Source organism: Staphylococcus caeli (assembly GCF_900097965.1).
Taxonomy (GTDB): Bacteria; Bacillota; Bacilli; order Staphylococcales; family Staphylococcaceae; genus Staphylococcus; species Staphylococcus caeli.
In genome coordinates this window covers 105708-131696 of record NZ_FMPG01000005.1, presented here as the reverse complement: position 1 = coordinate 131696, position 25989 = coordinate 105708, and the positions used below count along the sequence as shown (strand labels likewise).

Below are 25989 nucleotides of genomic sequence, written 5' to 3'. Positions count from 1 at the left end.
ATGCTGACTCGGATGCCGATGCTGATGCTGATGCCGATGCCGATGCCGATGCCGATGCTGATGCCGATGCTGATGCTGATGCTGATGCTGATGCCGATGCTGATGCTGATGCTGATGCTGATGCCGATGCTGATGCTGATGCTGATGCTGATGCTGATGCTGACGCGGATGCTGATGCCGAAGGTGAATTACCAGATACCGGTAAAAAAGATAAACAAAATGGTGTATTATTCGGTTCACTATTTGCTGGCTTAGGATCGTTACTATTATTCACTCGCAAAAGAAAAGAAAATAAGTAACCTATAAACCCTTAGAGGCTGGGACTTCATTGTCTCAGCCTTTAATTATAATTTGAAAATAGATTTGACTGCGAAAGGTATTGAACCACAAATATAAAATTGACAATAAAAATTCATTATTATTTACAAAATGATAATGAAGATTAAATTAAAATTACCTAGTCTTTAAAATGTTAGGAGTTTGTATATGAGTGAACTTAATCATAAAATAGAACAACTTATAAAAGTGATTAATGAGGAAACATTATCCAATGAAGCTTTCTTTTTAAGTTTAGGCAAACCAAACATGAAAGCTATTGTCATATTAATAAAACGAACTACTCACTTAAAGCGTGATATTTTGAAACATTGCCAAAGATTCAAAAAACAAGCAGGCGTATATCCTAAATGGATAAAAATTGACTTAATTACGGAGACAAAGCAAGTACTTTATGATGATATTATAAATGAATTAATTAATACACGCAGAAATTATATCGATTTTGGAATCGCTCTAGATACACACTGGAATATGTCTTTTTTACCTGATGAAATTAATGCAAATGCATTTGTTAGACCTAGTAAAAACAAAAGCGAACTCATTTTATCTGAAGTAAATATTAACAATTATCTTAAAAAATATACCAAACACAAAAAAACCTTCCAACATAAACAGTATCATGGCAAATATATTACTCAATTTTATACAAAAGGATTCATTCATGACAATTATCAAGTATATAAATTAAATGACCGTGGTTCATTTAAAAATCTCAGAATAGTCGATGACTTGAACACAGAAATTAACCACTTAATACAGCACGGTTCTGATTTTCTAGAAGGTATGCTTCAAGGAAATGGAAAGTACCATTATGGTTACTTCCCACATTTTGATAAGCAAATTGATTTTTATAATAATCTACGTCACTCATCTTCCACCTATGCATTATTAGAAAGTATGCAGTATTTGAATAAAGAATGGCTTTCAGCTAAAAATGCCATCTTTTATATAATCAATAATTATCTTTATGAAGTAGATGATAAAGGTTATATATACGACGATACAAAGCAAATAAATGAAATTAAATTAGGACAAAACGCTGCATTTATATTTGCTGTTTGTGAATATTTGAAATTAAATCCAAATGATACACACGCATTAACAGCTGCTCAAAAAGTTGCTCAAGGCATCTTAGCAATGATTGATTCGGATACAGGTGAAACTATACATGTCTTAAATTACCCAGACCTCTCCATAAAAGAAAAACATCGTATTGTATATTACGATGGTGAGGCTGCATTAGCTTTACTAAGACTTTATCAAATTAATCAGGATCAAACGTTACTAAATGCAGTAAAAAAACTTTTTAATCATTTCATCGCTAACAATTATTGGCAATACCATGATCATTGGCTAGGTTATTGTACAAATGAGCTTGTGAATATTATTCCAGATGAAAAGTATTACCGCTTCGGTATTAAAAATGTAAACCATTACCTAGATTATATAAAGCATAGAGATACTACATACCCTACTTTTTTAGAAATGTTAATGGCTACCTACTATTTAATAAAAAATGCAAAAAACAATGGATATGGTCATATCGTCACAGAATTAATAGACGAACAGGCATTTATTGAGACAATTCATTTCAGAGCAAACTATCAAAGAACTGGCTTTTTCTATCCAGAAATAGCAATGTACTTTAAAAATCCTCAAAGAATTCTTAATAGCTTCTTTATTAAACATCATGGTTACAGAGTCAGAATTGATGATATAGAGCATTATTTATCAGGTTACATCCAATATCAAAATGCTTTTAGCAATAAAGGAAGTTCGTGAGTATGAAAGAAATTAAAGTTAAACGTTCAAACCAAACAGATACTTATGTAAAAACTGAATTAGACCTAGAAATCGAAAGAGAATTACTAGAACAAAGCGAAACAGAGGTATTGAATGATACCAGCAAGAAACATAGTGCTAAGTGGATTTATGCGGGTATTATATTAGCCTTAATCATTGCTTTGGCTAGACTTACAATGCACATATTCTTCTAAATGCTAAAAATTTATTTTATAGAGAGGCGGTGCGCTGATGAAGACTGTTGGTATGTTGAGAAGTATAAATAAACCAGGGTTAGTTGCTAAAAGTGTTGCATATGTGTGTGCGCATCAACATATACCGTTCTATTACTTCACACCAAATGACGTTAATCTTGATAATACTACAATAAATGCTAAATTTTTAGAAAATGGACAGTGGATTCATAAAACAATTCCTTTTCCCACAGTAATAGACAACGAACCTATAAATAAAACTAATAAAGCACTTTATAATGTATTGAAAGAACATGCTACCTTTACGACTTATCCATTAGGTGGAAAAACAAAAGTGTTTAATTTGCTATATGAAAATGAAGAGAAATTCAAAGATGTGCTTATTCCATTTAAAATAGTAGAAAACCAATACGATGTAATAGATTTCATCGATAAATATCAAAAAATATTATTAAAGCCGTCTATAAGTAATCAAGGAAGAGATATTGTTGCTATTGAAAAATTAAAAAATGGCTATCATTTTATAAATGATACAAGTATTGATTTAATATCTAAAGTGAACTTTGAAGCGAAATTAAACGAACTTATTTTGAGTAAAAAATATATTTGTCAGCCCTTTATTCATTCAAAAACAAAGAGCGGTATTCCTTTCGATTTTAGACTGCATGTTCGAAAAAAAGCAAATGGTAAATGGACAAAGGTGAAGGCATATCCAAGGATAGGCATAGAAAAAAATATCACTGCCAATATTAGTCAAGGCGGTGCCATAGCATCCATCGTCCCATTTTTAAAAACACAATATCCAAATGATTGGAGAAAAATAAAAAACAAAATCGATATTATTTGTACAAATTTTCCTAGAAACTTCGAAAAATTGTATCCATACCCATTAGATGCGCTAGGCATTGACCTAGGTATAGATACAGAAGGAAAATTATGGCTTTTCGAAGTCAATACGTACCCTGGACAGAAGTTTTTTGAAATAGAATCCGCAGAGAAAAGAGTGGACTTCTATAAATATTTACTAAGTCAGACAACTTCTAACAATTAGATACTATTTGATATATAAACGTATAGTCAATTTAAAAGGACGAATATAGCAACTTTAATATAAAAATTTTAAAGGAGTCGCTTATGACAAACAATATAGACTATTTTTTAAAACAATTTTATATAACTGATAAAGAAATCGTAAAAGAGATTAACTATTTTTTTAAAACATTCGATATAACTTTTCTTAATTATTTAATATTATATTGTTTGAAAAATAATAAACCCGTATACATCCAAGAAATATGTAATGAACTTTCATTAGACACAGGGACAATTACACCTGCATCAAAAAGATTAGAGAAAAAGGGTGTTATCATTAGGAAAAGAAGTATTTTAGACGAAAGAAGAGTCACAATTCAACTTACTGAAGAAGGTAAACAATTGCAAAAAGAAATCAGTAATTCTATGAATGACTTAATTGACAAGCTAAATACCAATATACCTGGATTGTCAGACTATCTAACAACACTTAATCGGATTACTGTCTAGTCAAAAATCCCCAGTACGTGTGAATTTATACTTCCACAACACACTGGGGACATATTTCAAATATTTAAACACATACTTTCATGTTACTCATTACGCTTAGGGTTCTCGCCATATTTGTTAAATTCTTTTTGACCGTTAGTACAACATACAACTAGCCCTACGATTGCAAGTACCAAGTATATAACACCTAAAATAACAGCTATGATTGAGAATGCTGATCCTAAACCATTCACAATATCAATATCAATAAAGTCCAAAGCGTCATTTATCCACGTGCCTATAAACAACAGTATAGGAATCGTCATCGTCATTCCAACGTCATGAAAACGTCTCACCGTGACTGTAAACATCGCAATCGTTACTAGAATATAAAGAATCCATCCTACCACTTCTTCAATGATACTCGGTATAGGCAATGCATAAGTAATAAGTCCAATGACAATCGCAAGCAATATATTCATAAGTACGGGATACCAATATTCTTTACGTCTCGACCTACCTTTGATATTTAACGCATTTTTCCAAAATAATTTGTAATAATGTAACATAACACCACTCCTTTATTTATATTTATAAAATGAATGCCTTTACATTTACTTACTCAAACCATATCACATCAACACAATAAACAACACATTCAATATCATGTTTTTTATTTTAAAATTAATATCAAACAAATAGTACCTCAAATTTACACATTAAATATTTATTTGGTTTTAACTTTATTAATTTTTAGTAATTAATACTAAAAATTTATAGAAGTGTTTTAAAATATTGTAGTACATGTTACACTTTTGAAAACGTTATACATAGGAGGAACAATACATATGGAATCATCTAACTTACCTTTAGCCTCACATTTTGCAAGTTTACGTGAAAAACCGACTTGGGGCTTAAAACTATTAAACGCCATCATCATAGTTGTACTATCCTCTATCATCGTTGGTCTCTCTACAGATTATAAGAAAGTTTACGAAGATGCAGGCCTTAGCGGACAACAGCTTGAACAGTCGCTTGAATTCGCGAAAATCCTAGGCATTATTGGTGGTGCTGTTGGTGCTATAATTACAATTGGTATTACTTTCGTTGTTATTTTGGTTATCTCTAAAATTATGAAATCTGATGCAAGCACAAAATCTATCTTTTCAGCGACTTTAAGTTACACAATTATTACGAGTGTTATCGCACTTATCGTTTTCCTAATTCAATGGATTGCGGGCTTATCAGTCACAGATTATTCGATTACCAGCCTTAATATTTTTGATAAAGGGAACAAAATCTTAGGAGCATTTAATTTACAAACTTTCATTGGTGCTTATGTATTTGGCATCCTTTTATTTGCGACATGTCGCTTTTCTAAAAAATCTGCTATCATATGGTCAATCGCCTACCTTGTCGTATTTATTGGATTTCCACTATTAGGTGTAGCTTTTCAGTAATTTCGTTCAATAAACATACACAAAATTAACATAAATACTTAAAGAACGAGCCATTTTCTAATTGAATTTGATAGAAATTGACTCGTTCTTTATTTTTTTTAATTTTGCAGTATTTTTTATGTTAAATACAAAAAGAGCTAATCCTGTAAATTGAATTAACTCTCTTAATTTCCAAAAATATTTATCTGTAATCTAAACTCTTATTTGTTATGAAAACACTCACTTATAGTTCATATTTTTAGTCTACTTTTACTTGCTCATCATTGTTTTAAATAAGATAAGGTGATTCATCTAAAATACTGCAGAAGATACCGAAAACCTATATATAGAATAAATTATTGACTTATATCTATTCTATATAATTTTAACTCTTTGTTATCTGGAGAATCCGATTTAAATTGATATGATACTTTTCCATCTTCAATATATGCCCAATTACCATTAATTTTATTATAACTAATATGTACAGTGGCATTATTACTTACATTATTTTTCAAATCTTCAAAACTAGGGCCATTAAGATTATTGTAGCTCATAGATACTTTTGTTACTTTACCCTTATCTTTCTCACCATCAGTTGTAACAATAAGTAATCCATTATCTTTTCTAAATTCATAATAATGAACCGTGCCATCAACACTATGAGAATAGATAGGCTTTATATTATTATCTAGAACAACTTGTATCGGCATACCAATATCAACACCTTCTAATGTTGACTTTGGATGAACTAATTGTTCTATAGATATTTCACTACTTTCTGATGCGGCATGAGCATTTGTGGCACTTACACCTGTAATAATAACTGAAGATGCCACCAATGCAGTTAATACTTTTTTCATAAGTCCTTCTCCTTTACATTTTTATTTCTAGATAATAATTTACCATCTCTAAAAAGGATAAAGTCTTTACTACACCCAAAAAAATATCACTTATTATATTTATATATAGTGAATTGATTTTGACCTTCTCAAAAGTATCTCGATTTAATAAAATTCATATTTTTCGGCTTATTGTCTGAATTTTTAAAATATTACCTTTCATAAAAATAGATTCATCAAATGAGTTACATTTGTTTTATGACAATTTTTTATGTTCGGCTTCTCTTAGTTCAATGCGTCTAATTTTACCGGAGTTGGTCTTAGGTAAGTCTTCGACAAATTCAATCGCACGTGGATATTTATAAGGTGCAACATCTTGTTTGACGTATTGTTGCAGTGCTTTAACGGTTTCCTCTGTTGCAGGTACATCATCTTGCAGAATCACAAATGCTTTAACAATGTTCCCTCTGACTTCATGAGGACTTGCGACTACCGCACATTCTTTCACAAACTGATGTTTCGTCAATGAATCTTCCACTTCGAATGGTCCAATCGTATAACCAGAACTGATAATAATGTCATCTTTACGGCCTTCAAACCAGAAGTAACCATCTTCATCTATTTTTGCTAAATCGCCAGTTATGAAATATGCATCAATTCTAGGTTCGGCCGTGCGTTCAGGATCTTTATAATAACCTTTGAAGAGTGCTGGTAAGTCTAAAGGCACTGCTATATTGCCGACTTCTCCTACTGCTGCTGGTGCACCGTCATCATTAATCACTGTGACATAACTACCCGGAATAGCTTTCCCCATTGAACCTGGACGGCTTGGTGTATCTTTCAAGAAACCTATAAGTAGTGTACTTTCTGTTTGACCATAACCATCTCGTACAGTGAGGTTAAAATGATTCTGGAATTTTTCCACGACTTCTCTATTCAATGGTTCACCTGCAGATACAGCACTGTGTAAATGTGCTAAATTGTAGTCCGCCAAGTTCGGTGATTTGGCCATTAATCGATATTCAGTTGGTGTACAACAAAGTACATTGATTTGGTAGCTTTCCAATAGTGATAAATACTTCTCTGCATTAAATTTACCATTATATACAAAAGCTGTTGCACCTGATCCCATAATTGATAAGAATGGACTCCACACCCATTTTTGCCAACCAGGTGCTGCAGTTGCCCAAACGATATCATCTTCTGTGATACTTAGCCAATGCTTCGGCGCCATTTGCATATGGGCATAACCCCAACCGTGTGAATGTACGACGGCTTTCGGATTACCTGTCGTGCCAGATGTATAAGATAATAGTGCAACATCGTCTCTAGACGTTTCGACTATTTCTAATGTCTCCGCTTCGGTAGCCATTTCTGCTTTGACAACTAGCCATCCTTCTGCTTGACCGCCAATGATAAATTTCGTCAGTTCAGCGTATTCTTCCACTGCTTTGAATTCTTCAACACCTTGAGCAGCTGCCACAATCGCTTTGACTTCACCATGTGTAATTCTATATTGTAAATCTTTTGTACGTAACATTTCTGAACTTGGTATCACAACAATACCAAGTTTTAATGCCGCAATGTATATTTCATAAGTTTCTATGCAACGCGGCATCATGATAAGTACCTTATCTCCCTTTTGCAAACCATGTTTTTTGAATACGTTACCTACTTGATTGGCCCTTTGTAGCAATGTACGATATGTCACTTTTTGTGCTTCTCCGTTTGCATCTTCAAAAATTAGAGCTTGTTTCGCTGGATCCTCCGCAAATTTTTCAATTTCACTGACAATATTGTAATTGTCTGGAGCAATTAAATCTTGTTTATTCATTACATATTCTCCTTTAAATTAAAATCCACAACGATTCTATTTTTAATCTCAAATCTATCGTAGACCTACCTTTTCTTCTATTAAAAGCTTTATGCTCAAAATCTTTATCTGCTAATGCAATTTTAGTAAAAATATAACTTTTAACTCAATGTCTAAATACCTTGATAATTATAGTACATTATCGATTGAAGTTTAAATATTCTGAATTCATGATTTATATTAACCATTAAATAAATTGCTTACTTTGACATTATCAACACAAGTCATGTAGTATTCCTTACATATAGTTGTAAAATGTTTATATAAGAAACAAATATCTTTAAATCCTGATGACACACTTAATAGCATTGTCATTTATACTCATTTTTATAATTTTTGTATACAAATTCATTTTTTCTCAGTTCAACTTTTAGATTTAAATTAAGTATAGTGCTATAATATAAAACTGTGTAATTTTTAATGAAAGAAGTGAGTGCTTTGACATCAAATGACAATTTTCATGTCGAAAAAAGAATACCCTTGTTCATTGTATTATTGTCAGGGGCATTTATTACAATTTTAAACCAAACGCTACTCGGAACGGCTTTACCGCCAATTATGAAAGATCTTCAAGTATCTGAGAGTACCGTGCAATGGTTACAATCTATATTTATGCTAGTTAACGGAATTATGATTCCAGTTACAGCCTTTTTAATTGAACGCTATACATCGAGGCAGCTCTTTTTAACTGCTATGAGTATCTTCGCAGTGGGTACATTACTTTGTGCGATTGGCTCAGATTTTTCAATGCTATTAATCGGACGTATCCTACAAGCTGCAGGCGCAGGTATCATGATGCCACTCATGCAAACAATTCTATTTTTAACATTCCCTAAAGAAAAACGTGGTACTGCAATGGGTCTGTTTGGACTCGTCATCGCTTTTGCACCTGCTATAGGTCCTACTTTATCGGGTGTTTTAGTAGAACATCTTACATGGAGAAGTGTCTTCTACGTTGTATTCCCAATCGCAGTAATTATAATAATCGCATCAATTTTCTTACTGAAAAATGTTACCGAAACATCTCATCCAAAATTGGATATTGCTTCAGTCATTCTATCAACGCTCGGTTTTGGTGGATTACTATATAGCTTCAGTTCAGTCGGTGAAGCTGGATGGGCAAGTGTACAATTCATCGCACCACTTGTTGTCGGAATTGTATCTTTAATCATCTTCATCCGTCGCCAATTAAAATTGAAAGAACCTATGCTTGAATTTAGAGTATTTAGCTATAACGTTTATACATTAGGTACCGTATTAAGTATGTTTGTCTTTGGCGTATTAATCGCTACAAACATTATCTTGCCACTGTATATGCAAAATATGTTACAGTTCTCTGCATTAGAGTCTGGACTTGTGTTACTTCCAGGTGCAGTTGTTATGGGACTCATGAACCCAGTGACAGGTTATTTATTCGATAAATTTGGAGGTACGTGGTTAGCACGTATTGGGCTATTCATACTCGTTGTATCTTCTATACCGTTTACTGTACTAACAGCACATACTAGTTTTACTTATCTAGCAATATCTAACGCCTTACGTATGATTTCTATCTCAATGGTTATGATGCCTATGACTACGTTAGCCATTAATCAGTTACCAAATCATCTCATTGCACATGGTACTGCAATGAACAATACTTTCAGACAAATGGCAGGCGCTATTGGTACAGCATTATTTATCACATTAATGTCTGTATCAGCTAATCCTAGTGATGGCGTTGAAGGTATTATACACGGTGTGAACGTAACCTTTATGGTTGCTACGGGTATTTCAGTGATTGCATTGATTCTATCTGCGAAACTATCAGATGATACTAGACCCGCACGCCGCACATTATAAATAATGATAATTTAAAAGCACTTACGACCAATTCTATTAAGAATGGCGTAAGTGCTTTTTGTTATTTATTGAGAGTTATCTTTGAGTTTTTCATTAAATTTGAAGTTATTCTGTTGCCATCAATCTGTTGAGCGCTATCTCACCAAGTGATTTGGCAGCTACAATTAATGCGTCTTCGTTTACTTCAAATTTTGGATGATGATTCATATATGGCGTTTCAGTATGCTCTGGTTTACAACCAACAATATAGAATGTCCCTGGAATTTCTTTTAAATAATACGCAAAGTCTTCAGAGCCAGAAACTGCAGGGATTTCCACTAAATGTTCAAAATAGTCACCTTTGCTCGCTGACAAGATATCTACAACATGATTTGTTTGTTTTGGATGGTTATAAAGCACCGGATATCCAAATTGATAATCTAAATCATACGTAACATCAAAACCTACAGCTACACTCTGAGCAACTTTCTCAATTTCTTCATACATAAATTGTTCCAAGTCATCATTTAAATAACGCGCTGTGCCTTTAATCGTAACTTTGTCCTGAATGATGTTTGCACCACCTGGCGCTTCAAATGCCCCCACAGTAATGACGCCCATTTCTGATGGGTCAATACGTCTAGATACAATCGTTTGCAGCGTATTTACAAAATTCGTGCCTGCAACTAATGCATCATGCGTCTTATGAGGACTTGCCGCATGACCGCCCAATCCTTTAATTGTTAGTGTGAATGTTGAACTGCCGGCAAAGGCATTCTCTTTATTAAAACCTATCACTTCTGGTCCAGCTACGGGTACAACATGAATGCCATAAATTTCATCAACATCGTTAAGCACACCAGACGCCATAATTTGTTGCGCGCCGCCTGGTGGTAATTCTTCGGCATGTTGATGAATGATTTTAATTGTCCCTGAAAGTTGGTCTTTAAGTTCTATAAAAGCATCCGCTAATCCCAATAAATATGCGGTATGTGCATCATGACCACAAGCATGCATGACACCTTCATTTAACGATTTAAATGGTACATCTGCTTCTTCTGTAATCGGCAACGCATCGAAATCGGCACGTAATCCAATGGTTTGGCCAGGGTGCTTCCCTTTGATTTCAACAATAATTGCATGACTGCCTTGAACTGGTTGCGTCACAGTAACATCTTTATTTTTGTAAAAGTCTTTAATGTATGACGCTGTCCCTGTTTCTTGAAAAGATAATTCAGGATGTTGATGTAAATAACGACGATGCTTCACCATTTCTGCTTGTTTAGCATCTAATTTTTCAAATAATAGCTCTTTTACATTCATAAACATTCACTTCTTTCAATTAAATTTATATCGCTCTATAATAATTTTAAATTTAAAGAAAGATTAATTCAAATACAAATTGAATTTTAGATTAATTTTACATTTTTAAAAATCTTTTTTGAATAATACACTAAAATCGTGCATAAATTAAGATAATTGTAATTGCTTTGCTTGTTCTTCCTTATAAACCATATACATCATTGCACTCGCTAGTAATACCATAATTAATCCGAAATAAGGTGTCATTGTAATTGAAAAATGCTTTAATACATAACCCCCTACGACAGAACCAAGAGTAATACCGATATTAAATGCTGCAATATTTAAGCTTGAAGCAAAGTTTGTCGTTGCTTTGTTCTTACGTTCTGCAAATAATACAACAATCAATTGCAATCCTGGTACATTCATGAAAGCAAATAAGCCCATTAATAGAATTGCAATCGTACCTACTGCTGGCAATGACATTGTGATACCCACAAGGAGCAATACGATGGCTTGTAGTAAGAAGATACCTATTAATACTTTTGCTGGTTGATGGTTGGTTAATTTTCCGCCTAATGTATTGCCAATAGCGACCATGACGCCGTAAATGACTAATAATATCACGACACCATCGTTACCAAAGTGCAGTATGTCTGTCAGCATCGTTGTTAAATATGTGTATACGACAAACGTACCTCCGTAACCTAAAGCTGTGATCACGTAAACCATCATCAACGATTTATTTTTAAAAACAGTCAACTGCTCTAATAAAGAAGCCTGCTCATATTCATTTAAATCATTAGGCACAGTTGCGATATTTACGATTAAACTGATTAGACCAATGAGGGCAATAGTTATAAATGAAGCTTCCCAGCCGAATTGTTGTCCAATCCACGTGCCAATAGGAACACCTGTAACTGTAGCCACCGTTAAACCTGTGAACATCATGGCAATCGCACTAGAGCGTTTATCCGGTGAAACAAGGTCACTTGCGATCGCAGTAGCTATAGACATAAAAACACCGTGTACTAATGCTGATAACACACGCATCGCTAATAACATACTAAAAGTTGTGGAAAATGCTGCCAAAGCATTCGCAACGATAAAAACAATCATAATCGTAATAAGCAGATGTTTCCGCTTCATTTTATTCGTCATAGGCGTAATCAATGGCGCACCAATCGTAACACCTACTGCATATAGTGAAACCGTTAAACCTGCTAACGGTATTGTCGTATGGAATTCTGCTTTAATTAATGGTAATAGTCCGACGCTAATAAATTCAGTCATTCCAATCGCAAATGCTGACATCGCCAATGCTATGATGGCAAATTTATTTTTATTCATAATCATTTCTCTCCTTATTTGTTGTTGATTATGTTACTATAATGCACACACATACAAATAGGAAGTACGCACTTTAAAGTACGATAGGTACTTTTTGGTGCCTATAAGGAGTAAATAACATGACTAAAACATATAATATTGGTGTTGAGGCCACCATTGATGTCATCGGTGGCAAATGGAAACCCGTTATTTTGTGCCACCTGCAAAATAATGGCCGCATGCGCACATCTGCTTTAAAACGTGCCATACCAAACATTACGCAAAAAATGTTGACGCAACAATTAAGAGAATTAGAAAAAGACGGCATTATTCATCGTATCGTTTATGATCAAGTACCACCTAAAGTAGAATACGAACTATCAGAATACGGTAGCACACTCGGGAAAATCTTATCTTCACTTTGTTATTGGGGAGAATTTCATATTGAAAAATTATATCAACAAGGAGAATCTGTACAATTAAATCAACAAGATTTTGTGAATATTCCTAATCCATAAGTAGGTATAATAAAGCACACAGTAGTTAATTTTTATACTACTGCGTGCTTTTTATATGCTATATATTTCATTTTCAGCCTAATATCTGAATAACACTACATTTGACCACGCTTATTCCAAGTCAGAATGAAACTCAACATCGCTAATACGCTAATGACTGTTAGTAAGATGAAACCGACATCCCATCCAAAATGTTGTACTACATATCCTAAGACAATATTGGCCATAACTGCGCCAAATAAGTATCCGAATAAGCCTGTTAGACCTGCTGCAGTGCCGGCTGCTTTCTTCGGAACATAATCTAATGCTTGTAGTCCAATTAACATGACTGGACCATAGATAAGGAAGCCAATCGCAACAAGTGAAACATTGTCTAGCCAAGCGTTACCCGGTGGATTCAACCAATAAATAACGACGAATACCGTCACACCTAACATAAATAAAAATCCTGCTGGACCACGGCGACCTTTAAATAGCTTATCAGACAAGTAACCGCATAATAGGGTGCCTGGTATCCCTGCCCATTCATATAGAAAATAAGCCCAACCTGACGCCTTTAAATCAAAGTGTTTTTCCTCGCTCAAATACGTTGGTGCCCAATCTAGCACCCCATAACGTACAAAATAAACAAATATATTTGCAAATGCGATTGCCCACACCCATTTATTGTTTAATACATATTTAAACAATATCTCTTTCGTAGACAACTCTGTTTCTAGCGTTGCTTTAGAACGCGTCGCATAGTCGTTTCTATATTGTTCTATTGGCGGTAAACCTTGTGATTGCGGTGTATCCCTCACTAGTACAAACGCAATGATCGCAATTACAATCGCTAATATCGCTGGGTAAATGAATACACCCTCAAAGCCTTTTAAATAACCGAAATTATATAACGCTGTCATAGAGATGCCCCAAGTCGCAATAGGCGCCATTAATCCACCACCGACATTATGCGCAACATTCCAGATTGACGTCTTTGATCCACGTTCGCTTACGCTATACCAGTGAACTAGCACGCGGCCAGAGGGTGGCCACCCCATACCTTGAAACCATCCATTAAGAAATAACATGATAAACATGATTGAAATTGTCGATGTAAAAAATGGGACAAACCCCATCAATAGATTGACGATTGCAGTTAAAAACAAGCCTAAAGCTAAGAATATCCTCGCATTACTCCGATCACTCACTGTGCCCATTACAAATTTACTAATACCATATGCAATAGACACGGCAGATAATGCAATACCCAACTCACCTTTGCTAAACCCTTGCTCTATCAGGTCAGGCATTGCCAAAGAAAAGTTCTTTCTCAATAAATAATATCCAGCATAACCAATGAAAATACCTAGAAAGACTTGTAAGCGTAAGCGCTTATAAGTATCATCAACTTTTTCTGATGCTAGTGGTTCAATATGCTTTGGTGGACTTAAAAAGTTAAACATGAATACGCTCCTTATGTATGAAATGTTAAATTCATATTAAGGTTAAGCGATTGTGAAAACGCTGTCAATTTAATTTTATGTTTTTTATATAGAAATTTTTGAGAATTAAAAATTTCATGCTGTCGATATTAGCATTCACTACTTGAACTATTTAAGTATTACATTAAAATTGCATATTTATTTTCTCATAATTTTTTTATATAGTTATATTGAGATTTACGAATGACATGGAGGCTGAAATAATGACTATTGTATCTTTTATATTAGTGTTACTTGTTGCTATAGAATTTCTATACATCATGGTATTACAAACTTTTGCCACAACTTCTAGCAAAACAAGTAAACTTTTCAAAATGCCTAAGGAGGCATTACAAACCAATCATTTAAATACACTTATGAAAAATCAAGGTGTCTACAACGGACTTTTAGGTTTATTGTTACTCTATCTATTATTCTTTTCAGAACATGCAAAAGCATTTATCGCATGCATATTGATTTACATGATTTTAGTAGCAGCATATGGCGCATTGACGAGCCAGAAGTCTATCTTGTTAAAGCAAGGTGGTTTACCTATCCTTGCACTTATTTCACTGCTTTTTTAAAAGCTATTATCTCATAATAAAAATGGCTGATTTCACACAAATTGAAATCAGCCATTTATTTATCATATTTTAAAAAACAATATCAAAACACTAAACAACTTTTTCAAAAGTATTATTTAGCTGTATAACTTTTACTTGAGATTTTACCTGCATCTACAATAATGTCTTTAGCTTGAAATGCTTCATTATTAAAGAAACGTGTTAAGATATCTTTCACGCCTTCTTCGATACGCGCTTGCGCTTCTAATGTCATACCTGAATAATGTACAGTCATCGCATTACGTGGCATTGTTCTCCATGGATGATTTGCTGGAGCTGGTTGTGGATACCAAACGTCACCTGCATAACCTTGGATATGTTTAGCTTCTAATAATTCAACTAAATCATTAGTATTGACGATTTTACCACGAGCCGTGTTAACTAAATAACTTCCTACTTTCATACGACTTAACACATTATAATCAAATAAATTATCTGTTTCAGGAGTCAATGGTGCATGAATCGTTAGTGCATCACTTGTTGATACAAGTTCATCAAAATTAACAAATTTTGAGTGCTCATTATCTTGTTGATTCATTGGATCATAGTGTTGAATTTTCACATTAAATGGCGCAAGTCTTTCAGCAACAAGTTGTCCGATTCTACCAAAACCAAATATACCAATTGTTTTGTTTTGTAATTCATGCGCATGGTTACCCACTTTTGATAAATTCCATTCACCTGCTTCAGCTTGACGATGACCTTCTTCATAATTTCTCAATAGAATGAGTAAATCCATCACAGCGTGTTCTGCAACACTAATTGTATTACTACCTGTTACTTCTACAACGCCCACATTATGTTCACTTGCAGCTTGTAAATCAACATGATCTGAACCCACACCTGCAGTAATTGCTAATTTTAGGTTTGGTGCTTGCTCGATACGTTCTTTAGTCATATATGCTGGGTAAAATGGTGCACTGATGACGATATCCATGTCGTGTAAATGTTTGTCTAAATCTGCTTCATTATCATTTAAAATTATGAGTTCGTGTCCTTTTTCTTCTAAAAATGGTTTTAAACCAATTGCTTTTTCTGTATTAAGCATTTGATTTTCTTCGCCTTCTACTGATTCTGGGAATAATGCTACTATTTTCATTCAAATCTCTCCTATATTAATTATTTTTTAAAATTACCTTTTACTACACTTCATGTCTTCTCTGGATGCAAAAAAATACCCGGAACTATTTGCATATACCACCTCCTTGAATGATTTCATTCAAAACGTAGTTAGCAAACAGCACCGGGTACCTTACACCATCTAGTATTTATTCAATTGCTTTATCGAAAACAAATATTGAAACAACCTCATCATCAGCCAAATCAATATCTGTAAATAATTTAACAAACTTTGCTCCAACGAGCGTTTCCATTTCATCTAATTTAATATCACTATATAACTGCTTTATTTTTTCGGTCCGATTATAATGAAGCATCACTTCATTTTGTTTATCACCTAAATAAAACTGTTCTACTTTGCTTAACGCGCCCGTCATATATGCAATGGCCCAATTTCCTTTAAAGGATACTTGTACTTTCTCTGGCCCTTTGCCTACATGTTGTTTACGATAAGAACGAATTAAATTTGAAAATTGTTGTTCTTTTTTATGTGTGTCTATTTGACTCACCTTCTTCAAAAACACATACGTTTTAGTTACCTTTTTAAATAACTTATAGTTCTATTATATACCGTGCAATTTAAAATTCAAGTGTAATTACTTTTTTAAAAAATAACATTCAACTTGCGTTTATTTAAATATCGCATTACTCTTTCAATTCATTTTCCCAATATTTAACGCTTGAAGCATAATATACAATACAAGCAAACTACCAATCGTGTCTGTAAAATAATGCGCCTGTAAATAAATTCTAGAAATCATGATAGAGATAACAAAAAATATAGCGAGACATTTTAATGCCTTATGATTTTTCATCAATAGTATTAAACTGACAAAGATACACACGCTTAAGACATGCATACTTGGAAAGCTAAATCCTTCAATCATCAAATTAGGTCTTGGACGTTGAACGGCATATTTTAAAATTGTGCCAATCGCAAATACACTGCAGCACCAAAAACCATACCACCAAAATTTGAATCTATCGCGCATATATAAAACAATCAATAAAATTATCACGTAAATCAAACAATTAATTGGAGATAATACTGTTGAAATGATTTTAAAATATTGAATTGCCCAATCTTGTGTAATATTACGGTTTAAAAATTGGTATACGCCCTCATCCACGCCATTTGTAAATCCACTGCCAATACATATCATTAATATCGCGAGACAGACGCTACCACTCATCATTTTTAAATATTGCTTCATGGTGTCTTAAGTTCCTTCCATTCCAATTATTAATAAATAGTAAACCAAGTTTTGTGCTCAAACTCAATCGTACTTTGGACTTAGCTCATTTATTTGTGAGACATTCTAGTCTGTGCTATTATCTATTAAAGACTTTTAGAATCTATAATAACCATTATACTTTTGAAATTAATTAATAACTAAGGAGTTTATCTATTGAATAAAGAACGTTTTGAATCGATTGCCCAAAAATACGACGCCCCTGAAAGAATTCAGCTGGCACAAATTATTGCACAAGAAACCAATCAACTATTAGAAGGATCCCAATATCGATCATTACTAGATTATGGAGGAGGTACTGGCTTAGTTACCTTAAATATTGATCATCATTTTGAATTCGTAACCCTTATCGATGCTTCACCAAATATGATTGATATCTTTAGATCTAAAGTCGAGGCATTGGGTAAAACATCTATCACACCTTTTACTGGAGATGTGCTATCCGATGATACTTCACTAGTCAATACAACTTATGATGTCATTTTCTTGTCATTGGTATTGCTTCATAGTGGGGATTATCAAGCTTTGTTGAAGAAACTCGCTACACACCTCAATGATGGTGGTCAACTCATCCTCGTCGACTTTGATAAAAATGAAAGAATTAATCATCCAAAGGTTTACAATGGTTTTGAACAGTCAGATATTAGAAATGTGCTTGAACAAAGCGGCTTAACCAATATAAGCACACATACTTTTTATACAGGTGACCATATTTTTATGAATCAACGCGCTAGTTTATTTATTGCATCCGGTATGAAACCTAATACTAAAGCCTAAGTGAATGACTTAAATATTAAAAACGTTGTCAAACCCTTCGCGCTAATTTGCGAAGGGTTTGTTTATTTTCCATTTATATAGTTTTTTCAAAAATAGTAGTGGTCTTTCAGACCATTACTGGTCCTTTTACTAGCCACATTGCGATTTTTTTAAGATTCATGGCAGCACAAATTAGCATGGTATCCATGGAAACTTTGTCATGTCCTCTATATCTCGTCCATCGCATACCATGCTGCTCTTTTGCATCACCAAATCTTCTCTCTACTGTTTGACTTTGCATTTTATATTGTTTTTTCTCTGTATCCACAAACCTTAAATCTTCAACTATATCTAAATCACCTTGCCAAACATGTCTTCTAATTTGTTTTATGACATCTTTACTTTCAGTACATTTACTTAATAGTGGGCATTAAAAAGTGCTTTATATCCTGAATCAATTGCTAATGTGATAGGCAACATCTGCTTGGTTTCTAATCTTCAATCATTGGCTTGAGTTGTGTACTATCGTGAATATTACCAGATGTCACATGCTTATCAATTATTTAACCATTTTTATCTACACATGCGTGTAAACTATAAGCAAACTGCTTTTCTCGTTCGCCTTTAACGTAGTAACCGGCTTCTGGATTAGTCGTACTTACCTTTTGGTTTTATATTCCTCCTTATTTTTTAGTGACTTTTTTCCTTATACTTGTCTCTGTTCATTTATTTTTTATCCAATTCTTCTTGGAAGTGAAGCGCATCTTTTTTTTACAATTTTTTGATGTATTTATTCTTATTTTCATTTGCTTTAATATGCGTAGAATCAATGAATAAAGATGAGTGATCTATTAAACTATTTTTGATAGCTATTTTTAGTATTTTCTCAAATATTTGTTCAAATAAATCTGGATCATGAAAACGACGTGTATAGTTCTTACTAAAAGTTCCATAGTGAGGTACTTTATCTAAAAAGCTATATACTAAATACCAACGGTAAACTACATTTGTTTCTATTTCTTTAATTGTTTGTCTCATTAGATTTAATGCCAAACAATCTTTGTATGAGTAATATTTTCACTAAAATTACTGGATCAATAGATGGTCTACCATTATCAAGACAATATTTGTCTTCGACAAGTTCATATACAAAATTTAAATCTAATATCGCATCGACTTTACGTAATAAATGATTATTAGGGACTAATTCAGAGATAGAAATCATTTCATATTGATTTCATTTATCAATTGATTTATTCAACATAATAAACACCAACAAAGTCGAAGACTTTGTCGACAGTCTGAAATAAGAATTACATAATTCTTATTTTCTCTTCTCATTATCATTCCCTAGCTTTTTATAAATCAAATAAACAACTATTAAAACTATAGGAAGTAATGCTGAAAAAATAGCTGAATAGCTACCATTTTTTATTAGAAGTGGTATACAAATAGCTGATATAATAAAACATACAATTAAAATGATAAAGACATATAACTTACTTTTATCCATCTAATACCGCTCCTTCATCCATTATTATCTGTTAGTTTTATTTCACCTTCTAATCTCTTCAAAGAACAGATTTTTATATAGTGTTTAACTGCACTAATGACTACTCCATGATATCCAAAATGTCACTTTACTTGCTATAATTAGAATAATTTTATGCAATAAAATAGAAAATTAGGTATTTAAAAAGTGTAAAATTGGTTATTTAAAAAGTGTACAGAAAATATTGATATAAAAAGGAGAGGTATAGTTGACAAATATTGAAAATATTTTTGTACAGTATATTGAAAAGAATGATTATAAATCTTTATATAAAAGTCTTTCGAAAAACTTTCAGAAAAGTATAAAAAAAAGAGAACTAAAAAAAGTAGTTTATAGTTATAAGTATATAAATAATAAGTTTTTTAGCATGTTCACTAAAAGTGATATGAAGCGTTGCATTTTTTTAAGTCCAGATTATCAACAAGGTATTTCTATAACTATAAATAAAAATAATGAAATCGAAGGGTTATATATAACTACTATAACTACAGAAAGTGACGACAAATCCACTGAGTTAAAATATTATATGCCAATAGACAGAAAATGGACGGTGTTATGGGGAGGCGATAATAAATTAGTGAACTACCATAATGATGTTATAAGTCAAAGATATGCATTCGATTTATTAATAATGAAAGACGGAGAAAGTCATATGAATGAGGGAGAAAATAATGAAGATTTTTATGCTTATGGACAAAATGTTTTAGCACCTCAAAAGGGCATAGTTGTTGATACAAGAAGTACAATGATAGATAATGCAATAGGCGAAACAGATCCCAATAACCCTTCAGGAAATTATGTGATAATTAGACATAAAGAAAATGAATATAGTCTTATAGCACATTTTAAACAAGATTCAATTTTAGTCTTACCAGGCGATCAGGTAGATGAAACAACAATTCTCGGTAAATGTGGAAATTCTGGGAACTCATATGAACCACACATTCACTTTCAAATTATGAATTCATCAACAATTTTTAATGATTGTGCATCGTTGAAAATTAATTTTGTTAATTTAGAAAATCCGATACAGGGAGATTATATAGAAAGATGAGAAATTTTCTAGTAAACAAAAAGCTTTAATAATATATTCGTTATAAAACAAACTTTCTTAATGAGTTGTGTAGTTGAATTGTTAAGTACTGGGTCGTATAAAAATCTATAAGGAAGTGACAATATGTGGATGAGATTATTATACCCTAGAAAAGCAACACAATATTTGATATAGCGACTAAAAAATAAACATCATAGTCTACGTCCTTAAAACAAACTTTGATTATGAAATTATTAAAAGACTTCTTATTGAAATAAGTAGTCTCTGTTAAGTTCCATATGATAAATGTTCGTTTTTGACACAAAACCTCTTAATCCATAGTTAAGAGGTTTTTCTTGGATATTTAAGTATATAAACTTGTTTTATAATCAATGTGTTATAATTCTCAATAATCATGAGTTTTCAGACGATGAGAGACGTGTTTATTTGCATCGAAAATTAGATTTCGTTAACAAGTACCTATAAAATGACTAAAAAAGGTGGTATTCAAATGGCTAAAATTGGTTATGCACGTGTATCAACAAAAGATCAAAGTCTTGATGGACAAATTGATACACTTGAAGGAGATGGCTGTGAACGTATCTTTAGCGAGAAAGTGAGTGGCCGAAAAACGAAGAGAACGGAACTTGATAAATGTTTGGATTATTTACGTGAAGGAGATATTCTAGTTATCTATAAACTCGATCGTCTTGGGCGTACAACAAAACAGTTAATAGAACTATCGCAATGGTTGGATGAAAACGGCATTGATTTACACATTATTGATATGAACGTATCGACCAAAGATGCGATGGGAAAGATGTTCTTCACCATGATGAGTGCTTTTGCGGAACTCGAAGCTAACTTGTTAAGTGAACGAACTAAAAAAGGTTTGGAAGCCGCAAGAGCAAGAGGACGTAAAGGTGGTCGTCCTTCTTTGCCCAATCATAAGAAAAGAGAAATCAAATTCTTATACGATGAACAAAAGCTTACAGGTGAAGAGATTGCTAAAGAGACTGGAGTCAGTAGAAGTACTGTCTATAGAGTTATTAAATCATAATAAAGAGGTGAGATATTTGTGGATCAAAATAATAAACAAGAAGATTTTTCTGATATAGCATTAATATTAGGTAGTTTAACTTTTGGGATTTTACTAACAATAATGCCCCTAGGCCTTGAGAAAATCTTTCCTCTTGTAATAATAAATAATATATTGGGATTTTTGTTACTTACTTTTTCATTGATTGGTATATTAGGTAGTGACGAAATTAAAGAAAATAATATTGGCGCATTTTTAAATAATTCTATTATCCTATTATTTCAACTTTCCCCTTTTATTATAATTATCATCATTTCGTATAAATTTGAAAGCAATTGGTTTATTCTTATTATAAAATATATCCTGCTCATAATTAGTTTCTTTACCGTCTTATTTATAATTAATAAGTTTGTGATTGGTTTTAAGAATCTTAGTTTTAATGGAAAAAGAGAAATAGTAGAATCTACAGTAAAAATAATTACATGTATCGTAGGACTAGGCACACTACTTTTTCAAATCATTAAATTTTTGTCTAGTGGATCTTAGTTTATTAATTTATTTTGCATTCCTAGCCACTATAGTGTTATAATGCAATTAACAAAGATATCTGCATTTGATGCACCAAACCCCTCACTACTAGGAATAGTGAGGGGTTTTTAGTGCGGTTATGTCGCCTATTTACTTATCGTTACGCTTACGTAACCAATGCGCAAACAGCGCAACGATACAACCACTGATGACTGTGGTCGTGATGTGAACAAAGATATCTGTCATTTTTAGCACCTCCTCTCTACGTCAAATAGACGCCTGAGAGATAGGCGACTCCATTATTATACCATCTGTATCTTTTAAAGCATATGTACTTCCGATAAGTTGAATTATGAAAACTATTTATAGCATAATAGAAAAAACTGAATTATATAGAAGAACATTTTGTGATGATTAATTCTAATGATTACTTTAAAAATTAAAGTACTATTATAATATTGTTTGTATATGATAAGCGTATTTATCAGCATGCAAAAAACAATATTCTCCTGCATGCAACGTCATATTAAATCCTTGCTCTAGACCATATGTAGCGGCACGTTGAATAGCCGTAGTAGAATATCCGACTTCAGGACCTGCAAAATCAAGCCCACAAACTGCTTTGTTATCACGTTGCTGAATAAAATCAAATAACGCTTGGTTCGTTGCTTCATCATGTTGAGGCATCGCACAGATTAATAAGTTCACTTGAATATCTAATGTCTGTATCGCTTCTTGTACACCTGCTTCAACAGCTTCTAATATCTCGGTTAATGTCAGACCTTGATCCATATGAAATAAAGGTGCAAATCGAATTTCTATGTATTTAATATTGTCGCGCGCTGCTTGTTGCGCAACATCAACCACAGCACGTTGCAAACTATCTTTTGTCTGTAAAACCTTTAAAAGCTCTTCAAAACACTGTAAATATGCATCTAAACTATCACAGCTACTATCAACAAACAATTTCTCTTCATTGATGTCGATATCTTGTTCCTTAGCGAGTTGCCTAATAAGTTCCACACTCGTTGAGCCATCGAGATGACAGTGTAATTCAATTTTCGCAAGATCTTGTATAGCCTTATTCATGTGAAGTTCAACCTACCTTATACCATCATTTTTCGTCTTGAAAATTATTTATACACTATATCACGTAAGGAAAAAAATGACTATTTCTAACTGTAATTTCGACTTACGGTATTTTATATAATTTATAAATTTATGAAACATGATACAATACAAAATAAAGCTATTAAAGAAAGTTTGATTTATGAATGAAACTATTTATGTACAGTATCAATATTGCTAATTATTTCATAATTTTAGTAATGTTCTTTAGTCCTTTGTCACCTTCTAGTTGGTATGGGGGCGATATATTAAACCTTTTCATTTTAAATTCAATCATATTATTGTGATATCAATACTAGTATCTCTGTTTTCTAAAAAATATAAAAATATTTGGAAAATAAGTTACATGCTAAATCTAATTAACATATTAATCATTACACCTTTAATATTTTTCTGCTTATTCTTCGGTATTCCATTCATTCGCTAAGATAATAAATCAAAATAACATACAAAACCCCCACTAAGCTTTGAAGGGCTGTGGGGGTTTTGATGTACTTATGACAACTGTGTTTATGGTTACATTATACTATATTTTCGGATGAATGTGAATAATGTTCCCTATGAATATCTCTTAATTTTCCACTAAAACAATTTACAAATACAATGCTTCAAGTACTGATGCTACAGACGCTGCATCATTTTCAATTAAAGTATCATAACTTAGTTGACAGTCAGTATGACCAGTAACATAAAACGATTTTTGTGCATAATCCAATAACTGTACATCATTTATATCATTGCCAAACGCAATATAATTTTGATTACCAATTATATTTTTTAATGTAGTATATTTATTAATATTTTTAGCTGTAATGTCAATATTTCCTTCAAGTTCATGTAAATTTATAGACAGTTCACCTTTGAAATCATTAAATTGTGCCACAATCGCTTCATATGCGCTATTTTCTATATTTAAAAGAATTATTTTAATTGGTCGTTGAATTTTTGATACTTCAACATTTGACGCCAAATGATCTGGGTCTAATTGTTTAAATATTGGATGATTACTATTTACATTAGCCGCGTAATCAAACATACCATCAATGATAAAGCTTAAGTTATATTCACTAATGATACGCTTAATGTTTTCAAACAGTGGAATCGGAATATAGTCTATTACTTGTATATTGCCATCTAATGAAACAATTGAACCATTACCACCAATTAACGTATTATTTTTAAATTCACTCACTACTGGCAATAAATCTCTAATAGGCCTTGCTGATGCAAATATAATTTCATGTTTTTCATTCAATGATTTAATAACTTTGTTCAATATAGGTTCAATAAATTTGCCATTGAAACAAATCGTTCCATCGACATCAAATACAAATATCATGCTTACACCTCTTTAATGTCACCTTTTATTCATGCTTATATTTTTCATTCAATTGATGTATCAGTCGTTTGAATTCGGCTTCTGATTTAAACTCAAATGTAATTTGTCCTTTTTTATTTTTAGTAGTAATCGCGACGTTTGCACCATACTGTTCTTTAAGTTGGCGTTCTTGTTGTCTAATAAATTTAGGTTTCGTTACAGTATATTGGGCTAAATCTGCCTTACTTTTCGGTGCTTCAAATTGAGTTGTTACATATTTTTCTAAATCACGTACACTCCAAGACTCCCGGGAGGCTTGTTTAGCGATTCGAAGCATTTGCTGAGTATCTTTCACACCTAATAACGTCCGTCCATGCGCCCCTGACAACACACCATCCCTTACCATGCTAGAAACAGATTGGGGTAAATTAAGTAAGCGCAACATATTAGCGATATACGGTCTGGATTTACTTAAACGTTGCGCAACTTCCTGTTGTGTTAAATTCAAATCATCCATCAACTTTCGGTAGCTTTCCGCTTCCTCAATCGCATTAAGATCTTCGCGTTGCAAATTCTCGATAATTGCAAGTTCCATCATATCTTTATCTGTTAATGATTTAACAATTGCAGGTACTTCAGTCAGTCCAGCAATGTTGGCAGCACGGTAACGTCTTTCGCCCACTACAATATTATATCCAGCAATGGTCTTGCGGAGTACGATAGGTTGTAAAATACCATGTAATTGAATAGATTTTGCAAGATCATGTAATCGCTCATCGTCAAATGTTTTACGTGGTTGATAAGGATTCGCTTTAATCGCTTGAATATTTATTTTTTGAATTTTTTCATCAGCATCTAATATTAATCTTTGATCTTGATGATTACTCATTTGTTTACACCTGCTTCCCTTGGCCTGCTTGCTTCGGTTCATTTTAATTATCATTATTATAACATCCCTCAAATAGCTAAAAATACCGCCTTAAATAATTAGTTTAATCTAAATTTTCAGATAAGTTGTTGACAAAGCAATTTTTAATGTGTAATCTTGTGTATATCAAATACGAAAACATAATCGAAACACAGTAACAAGGAAAGTAAAACTTACCCTGCTGGCACAGAGAGTCTTTGTAACGCTGAAAGAAGACACGGAAAGAAAGTTTGAAAATGGCCTTTGAGTGTTGATACCAATATGAGGT

The 25989-nt window shown here is 32.7% G+C and carries 27 protein-coding genes, 1 pseudogene and 1 other annotated feature (1 of these 29 cut by a window edge); of the genes and pseudogenes, 13 read left to right on the top strand and 15 right to left on the bottom strand.

The features are described from left to right. From BJS11_RS07770 to BJS11_RS07750, 5 genes are all read left to right on the top strand, one after another. A partial coding sequence (locus BJS11_RS07770) for an LPXTG cell wall anchor domain-containing protein (protein WP_148114207.1) occupies window positions 1–299 on the top strand: 299 nt, incomplete at its 5' end. Window positions 300–486: 187 nt separating this feature from the next. Continuing rightward, window positions 487–2121 (top strand): poly(glycerol-phosphate) alpha-glucosyltransferase, encoded by a 1635-nt coding sequence (locus BJS11_RS07765; RefSeq protein WP_069995404.1) that lies wholly within the window; start codon window positions 487–489, stop codon window positions 2119–2121. 2 nt (window positions 2122–2123) lie between these two features. Then, on the top strand, window positions 2124–2336 hold the full coding sequence (locus tag BJS11_RS07760) for a hypothetical protein (RefSeq protein WP_069995403.1): 213 nt from the start codon (window positions 2124–2126) through the stop codon (window positions 2334–2336). A 37-nt stretch (window positions 2337–2373) separates the two neighbouring features. Beyond that, window positions 2374–3387, top strand: a complete 1014-nt coding sequence (locus tag BJS11_RS07755; protein ID WP_069995402.1) for a YheC/YheD family protein — start codon at window positions 2374–2376, stop codon at window positions 3385–3387. Window positions 3388–3470: 83 nt separating this feature from the next. Next, window positions 3471–3878, top strand: coding sequence for a MarR family transcriptional regulator (locus tag BJS11_RS07750; protein WP_069995401.1), 408 nt, complete (start codon window positions 3471–3473; stop codon window positions 3876–3878). Between the two features lie 83 nt (window positions 3879–3961). Here BJS11_RS07750 and BJS11_RS07745 read toward each other — a convergent pair whose 3' ends face one another. Beyond that, window positions 3962–4426 carry a DUF805 domain-containing protein gene (locus tag BJS11_RS07745; RefSeq protein ID WP_069995400.1) on the bottom strand — a complete coding sequence of 155 codons (465 nt, stop codon included), beginning with the start codon at window positions 4424–4426 and terminating at the stop codon, window positions 3962–3964. A gap of 279 nt (window positions 4427–4705) precedes the next feature. Here BJS11_RS07745 and BJS11_RS07740 point away from each other — a divergent pair, with 279 nt between their 5' ends. Then, window positions 4706–5317 carry a YIP1 family protein gene (locus BJS11_RS07740; protein WP_069995399.1) on the top strand — a complete coding sequence of 204 codons (612 nt, stop codon included), beginning with the start codon at window positions 4706–4708 and terminating at the stop codon, window positions 5315–5317. 335 nt (window positions 5318–5652) lie between these two features. On the opposite strand, the gene BJS11_RS07735 is transcribed toward BJS11_RS07740, so the two are convergent. Both BJS11_RS07735 and mbcS read right to left on the bottom strand, forming a co-directional pair. Beyond that, window positions 5653–6159 (bottom strand): SA0570 family protein, encoded by a 507-nt coding sequence (locus BJS11_RS07735; RefSeq protein WP_069995398.1) that lies wholly within the window; start codon window positions 6157–6159, stop codon window positions 5653–5655. 235 nt (window positions 6160–6394) lie between these two features. Further along, complete coding sequence (gene mbcS, locus BJS11_RS07730) at window positions 6395–7972, bottom strand: acyl-CoA synthetase MbcS (RefSeq protein ID WP_069995397.1); 1578 nt, start codon at window positions 7970–7972, stop codon at window positions 6395–6397. 459 nt (window positions 7973–8431) lie between these two features. On the opposite strand from mbcS, the gene BJS11_RS07725 reads away from it, so the two are divergent. After that, complete coding sequence (locus tag BJS11_RS07725) at window positions 8432–9853, top strand: MDR family MFS transporter (RefSeq protein ID WP_069995396.1); 1422 nt, start codon at window positions 8432–8434, stop codon at window positions 9851–9853. Window positions 9854–9958: 105 nt separating this feature from the next. Here the strand turns inward: BJS11_RS07725 and BJS11_RS07720 are convergent, their stop codons facing one another. Together BJS11_RS07720 and BJS11_RS07715 are read right to left on the bottom strand one after the other, a co-directional pair. Then, a complete protein-coding gene (locus BJS11_RS07720) occupies window positions 9959–11155 on the bottom strand; it encodes an amidohydrolase (RefSeq protein WP_069995395.1) in 1197 nt (398 codons plus the stop codon). A gap of 147 nt (window positions 11156–11302) precedes the next feature. After that, a complete protein-coding gene (locus BJS11_RS07715) occupies window positions 11303–12484 on the bottom strand; it encodes an MFS transporter (protein ID WP_069995394.1) in 1182 nt (393 codons plus the stop codon). Between the two features lie 119 nt (window positions 12485–12603). Between BJS11_RS07715 and BJS11_RS07710 the strand changes: the two genes are divergently transcribed. Continuing rightward, window positions 12604–12981 (top strand): winged helix-turn-helix transcriptional regulator, encoded by a 378-nt coding sequence (locus tag BJS11_RS07710; protein ID WP_069995393.1) that lies wholly within the window; start codon window positions 12604–12606, stop codon window positions 12979–12981. A gap of 95 nt (window positions 12982–13076) precedes the next feature. Here the strand turns inward: BJS11_RS07710 and glpT are convergent, their stop codons facing one another. Further along, complete coding sequence (gene glpT, locus BJS11_RS07705) at window positions 13077–14426, bottom strand: glycerol-3-phosphate transporter (protein ID WP_069995392.1); 1350 nt, start codon at window positions 14424–14426, stop codon at window positions 13077–13079. Window positions 14427–14668: 242 nt separating this feature from the next. On the opposite strand from glpT, the gene BJS11_RS07700 reads away from it, so the two are divergent. Next, entirely contained in the window at window positions 14669–15028 is a 360-nt protein-coding gene (locus tag BJS11_RS07700) for a DUF1304 domain-containing protein (RefSeq protein WP_069995391.1), read from the top strand. A gap of 112 nt (window positions 15029–15140) precedes the next feature. Here the strand turns inward: BJS11_RS07700 and BJS11_RS07695 are convergent, their stop codons facing one another. The 3 genes from BJS11_RS07695 to BJS11_RS07685 form a co-directional block, all read right to left on the bottom strand. After that, complete coding sequence (locus BJS11_RS07695) at window positions 15141–16166, bottom strand: NAD-dependent formate dehydrogenase (protein WP_069995390.1); 1026 nt, start codon at window positions 16164–16166, stop codon at window positions 15141–15143. Between the two features lie 169 nt (window positions 16167–16335). Next, window positions 16336–16695, bottom strand: coding sequence for a Na-translocating system protein MpsC family protein (locus BJS11_RS07690; RefSeq protein ID WP_069995389.1), 360 nt, complete (start codon window positions 16693–16695; stop codon window positions 16336–16338). Window positions 16696–16839: 144 nt separating this feature from the next. After that, on the bottom strand, window positions 16840–17400 hold the full coding sequence (locus BJS11_RS07685; protein ID WP_069995388.1) for a phosphatase PAP2 family protein: 561 nt from the start codon (window positions 17398–17400) through the stop codon (window positions 16840–16842). Window positions 17401–17595: 195 nt separating this feature from the next. Here BJS11_RS07685 and BJS11_RS07680 point away from each other — a divergent pair, with 195 nt between their 5' ends. Then, complete coding sequence (locus tag BJS11_RS07680; protein ID WP_069995387.1) at window positions 17596–18216, top strand: class I SAM-dependent methyltransferase; 621 nt, start codon at window positions 17596–17598, stop codon at window positions 18214–18216. A 106-nt stretch (window positions 18217–18322) separates the two neighbouring features. Here the strand turns inward: BJS11_RS07680 and BJS11_RS07675 are convergent. Next, window positions 18323–19420 (bottom strand): annotated as a pseudogene (locus BJS11_RS07675) (transposase). 99 nt (window positions 19421–19519) lie between these two features. Further along, the gene (locus BJS11_RS07670) at window positions 19520–19708 is read right to left on the bottom strand and encodes a hypothetical protein (RefSeq protein WP_069995386.1); all 189 of its coding nucleotides are present in this window, start codon (window positions 19706–19708) and stop codon (window positions 19520–19522) included. Window positions 19709–19955: 247 nt separating this feature from the next. Between BJS11_RS07670 and BJS11_RS07665 the strand changes: the two genes are divergently transcribed. The 3 genes from BJS11_RS07665 (at window position 19956) to BJS11_RS07655 (ending at window position 22365) form a co-directional block, all read left to right on the top strand. Beyond that, window positions 19956–20801 (top strand): M23 family metallopeptidase, encoded by an 846-nt coding sequence (locus tag BJS11_RS07665; RefSeq protein ID WP_081333085.1) that lies wholly within the window; start codon window positions 19956–19958, stop codon window positions 20799–20801. Window positions 20802–21291: 490 nt separating this feature from the next. Then, entirely contained in the window at window positions 21292–21840 is a 549-nt protein-coding gene (locus BJS11_RS07660) for a recombinase family protein (protein WP_069995385.1), read from the top strand. A gap of 18 nt (window positions 21841–21858) precedes the next feature. Continuing rightward, the gene (locus tag BJS11_RS07655; RefSeq protein ID WP_069995384.1) at window positions 21859–22365 is read left to right on the top strand and encodes a hypothetical protein; all 507 of its coding nucleotides are present in this window, start codon (window positions 21859–21861) and stop codon (window positions 22363–22365) included. 132 nt (window positions 22366–22497) lie between these two features. Here the strand turns inward: BJS11_RS07655 and BJS11_RS13590 are convergent, their stop codons facing one another. The 4 genes from BJS11_RS13590 to BJS11_RS07640 form a co-directional block, all read right to left on the bottom strand. Continuing rightward, on the bottom strand, window positions 22498–22593 hold the full coding sequence (locus tag BJS11_RS13590; protein ID WP_115337982.1) for a type I toxin-antitoxin system Fst family toxin: 96 nt from the start codon (window positions 22591–22593) through the stop codon (window positions 22498–22500). Window positions 22594–22797: 204 nt separating this feature from the next. Further along, complete coding sequence (locus BJS11_RS07650) at window positions 22798–23436, bottom strand: adenosine deaminase family protein (protein ID WP_081333084.1); 639 nt, start codon at window positions 23434–23436, stop codon at window positions 22798–22800. A 631-nt stretch (window positions 23437–24067) separates the two neighbouring features. Beyond that, on the bottom strand, window positions 24068–24814 hold the full coding sequence (locus BJS11_RS07645; protein ID WP_069995383.1) for an HAD hydrolase family protein: 747 nt from the start codon (window positions 24812–24814) through the stop codon (window positions 24068–24070). 25 nt (window positions 24815–24839) lie between these two features. Beyond that, window positions 24840–25682: a ParB/RepB/Spo0J family partition protein gene (locus tag BJS11_RS07640; RefSeq protein ID WP_069995382.1), complete on the bottom strand. Its 843-nt coding sequence runs from the start codon at window positions 25680–25682 to the stop codon at window positions 24840–24842. A 184-nt stretch (window positions 25683–25866) separates the two neighbouring features. Beyond that, window positions 25867–25989 (top strand) — a binding site (T-box leader) (it continues 222 nt past the right edge of the window).

Bases quoted from the DNA above. Each gene is read 5' to 3' on its own strand.
- BJS11_RS07710 (WP_069995393.1), top strand. From the start codon at position 12,604: ATGACTAAAACATATAATATTGGTGTTGAGGCCACCATTGATGTCATC.
- BJS11_RS13590 (WP_115337982.1), bottom strand. From the start codon at position 22,593: ATGACAGATATCTTTGTTCACATCACGACCACAGTCATCAGTGGTTGT.
- BJS11_RS07670 (WP_069995386.1), bottom strand. From the start codon at position 19,708: ATGGATAAAAGTAAGTTATATGTCTTTATCATTTTAATTGTATGTTTT.
- BJS11_RS07715 (WP_069995394.1), bottom strand. From the start codon at position 12,484: ATGAATAAAAATAAATTTGCCATCATAGCATTGGCGATGTCAGCATTT.
- mbcS (WP_069995397.1), bottom strand. From the start codon at position 7,972: ATGAATAAACAAGATTTAATTGCTCCAGACAATTACAATATTGTCAGT.
- BJS11_RS07740 (WP_069995399.1), top strand. From the start codon at position 4,706: ATGGAATCATCTAACTTACCTTTAGCCTCACATTTTGCAAGTTTACGT.
- BJS11_RS07640 (WP_069995382.1), bottom strand. From the start codon at position 25,682: ATGAGTAATCATCAAGATCAAAGATTAATATTAGATGCTGATGAAAAA.
- BJS11_RS07720 (WP_069995395.1), bottom strand. From the start codon at position 11,155: ATGAATGTAAAAGAGCTATTATTTGAAAAATTAGATGCTAAACAAGCA.
- BJS11_RS07750 (WP_069995401.1), top strand. From the start codon at position 3,471: ATGACAAACAATATAGACTATTTTTTAAAACAATTTTATATAACTGAT.
- BJS11_RS07765 (WP_069995404.1), top strand. From the start codon at position 487: ATGAGTGAACTTAATCATAAAATAGAACAACTTATAAAAGTGATTAAT.
- BJS11_RS07735 (WP_069995398.1), bottom strand. From the start codon at position 6,159: ATGAAAAAAGTATTAACTGCATTGGTGGCATCTTCAGTTATTATTACA.
- BJS11_RS07660 (WP_069995385.1), top strand. From the start codon at position 21,292: ATGGCTAAAATTGGTTATGCACGTGTATCAACAAAAGATCAAAGTCTT.
- BJS11_RS07695 (WP_069995390.1), bottom strand. From the start codon at position 16,166: ATGAAAATAGTAGCATTATTCCCAGAATCAGTAGAAGGCGAAGAAAAT.
- BJS11_RS07725 (WP_069995396.1), top strand. From the start codon at position 8,432: ATGAAAGAAGTGAGTGCTTTGACATCAAATGACAATTTTCATGTCGAA.
- BJS11_RS07760 (WP_069995403.1), top strand. From the start codon at position 2,124: ATGAAAGAAATTAAAGTTAAACGTTCAAACCAAACAGATACTTATGTA.
- glpT (WP_069995392.1), bottom strand. From the start codon at position 14,426: ATGTTTAACTTTTTAAGTCCACCAAAGCATATTGAACCACTAGCATCA.
- BJS11_RS07645 (WP_069995383.1), bottom strand. From the start codon at position 24,814: ATGATATTTGTATTTGATGTCGATGGAACGATTTGTTTCAATGGCAAA.
- BJS11_RS07755 (WP_069995402.1), top strand. From the start codon at position 2,374: ATGAAGACTGTTGGTATGTTGAGAAGTATAAATAAACCAGGGTTAGTT.
- BJS11_RS07700 (WP_069995391.1), top strand. From the start codon at position 14,669: ATGACTATTGTATCTTTTATATTAGTGTTACTTGTTGCTATAGAATTT.
- BJS11_RS07650 (WP_081333084.1), bottom strand. From the start codon at position 23,436: ATGAATAAGGCTATACAAGATCTTGCGAAAATTGAATTACACTGTCAT.
- BJS11_RS07745 (WP_069995400.1), bottom strand. From the start codon at position 4,426: ATGTTACATTATTACAAATTATTTTGGAAAAATGCGTTAAATATCAAA.
- BJS11_RS07685 (WP_069995388.1), bottom strand. From the start codon at position 17,400: ATGAAGCAATATTTAAAAATGATGAGTGGTAGCGTCTGTCTCGCGATA.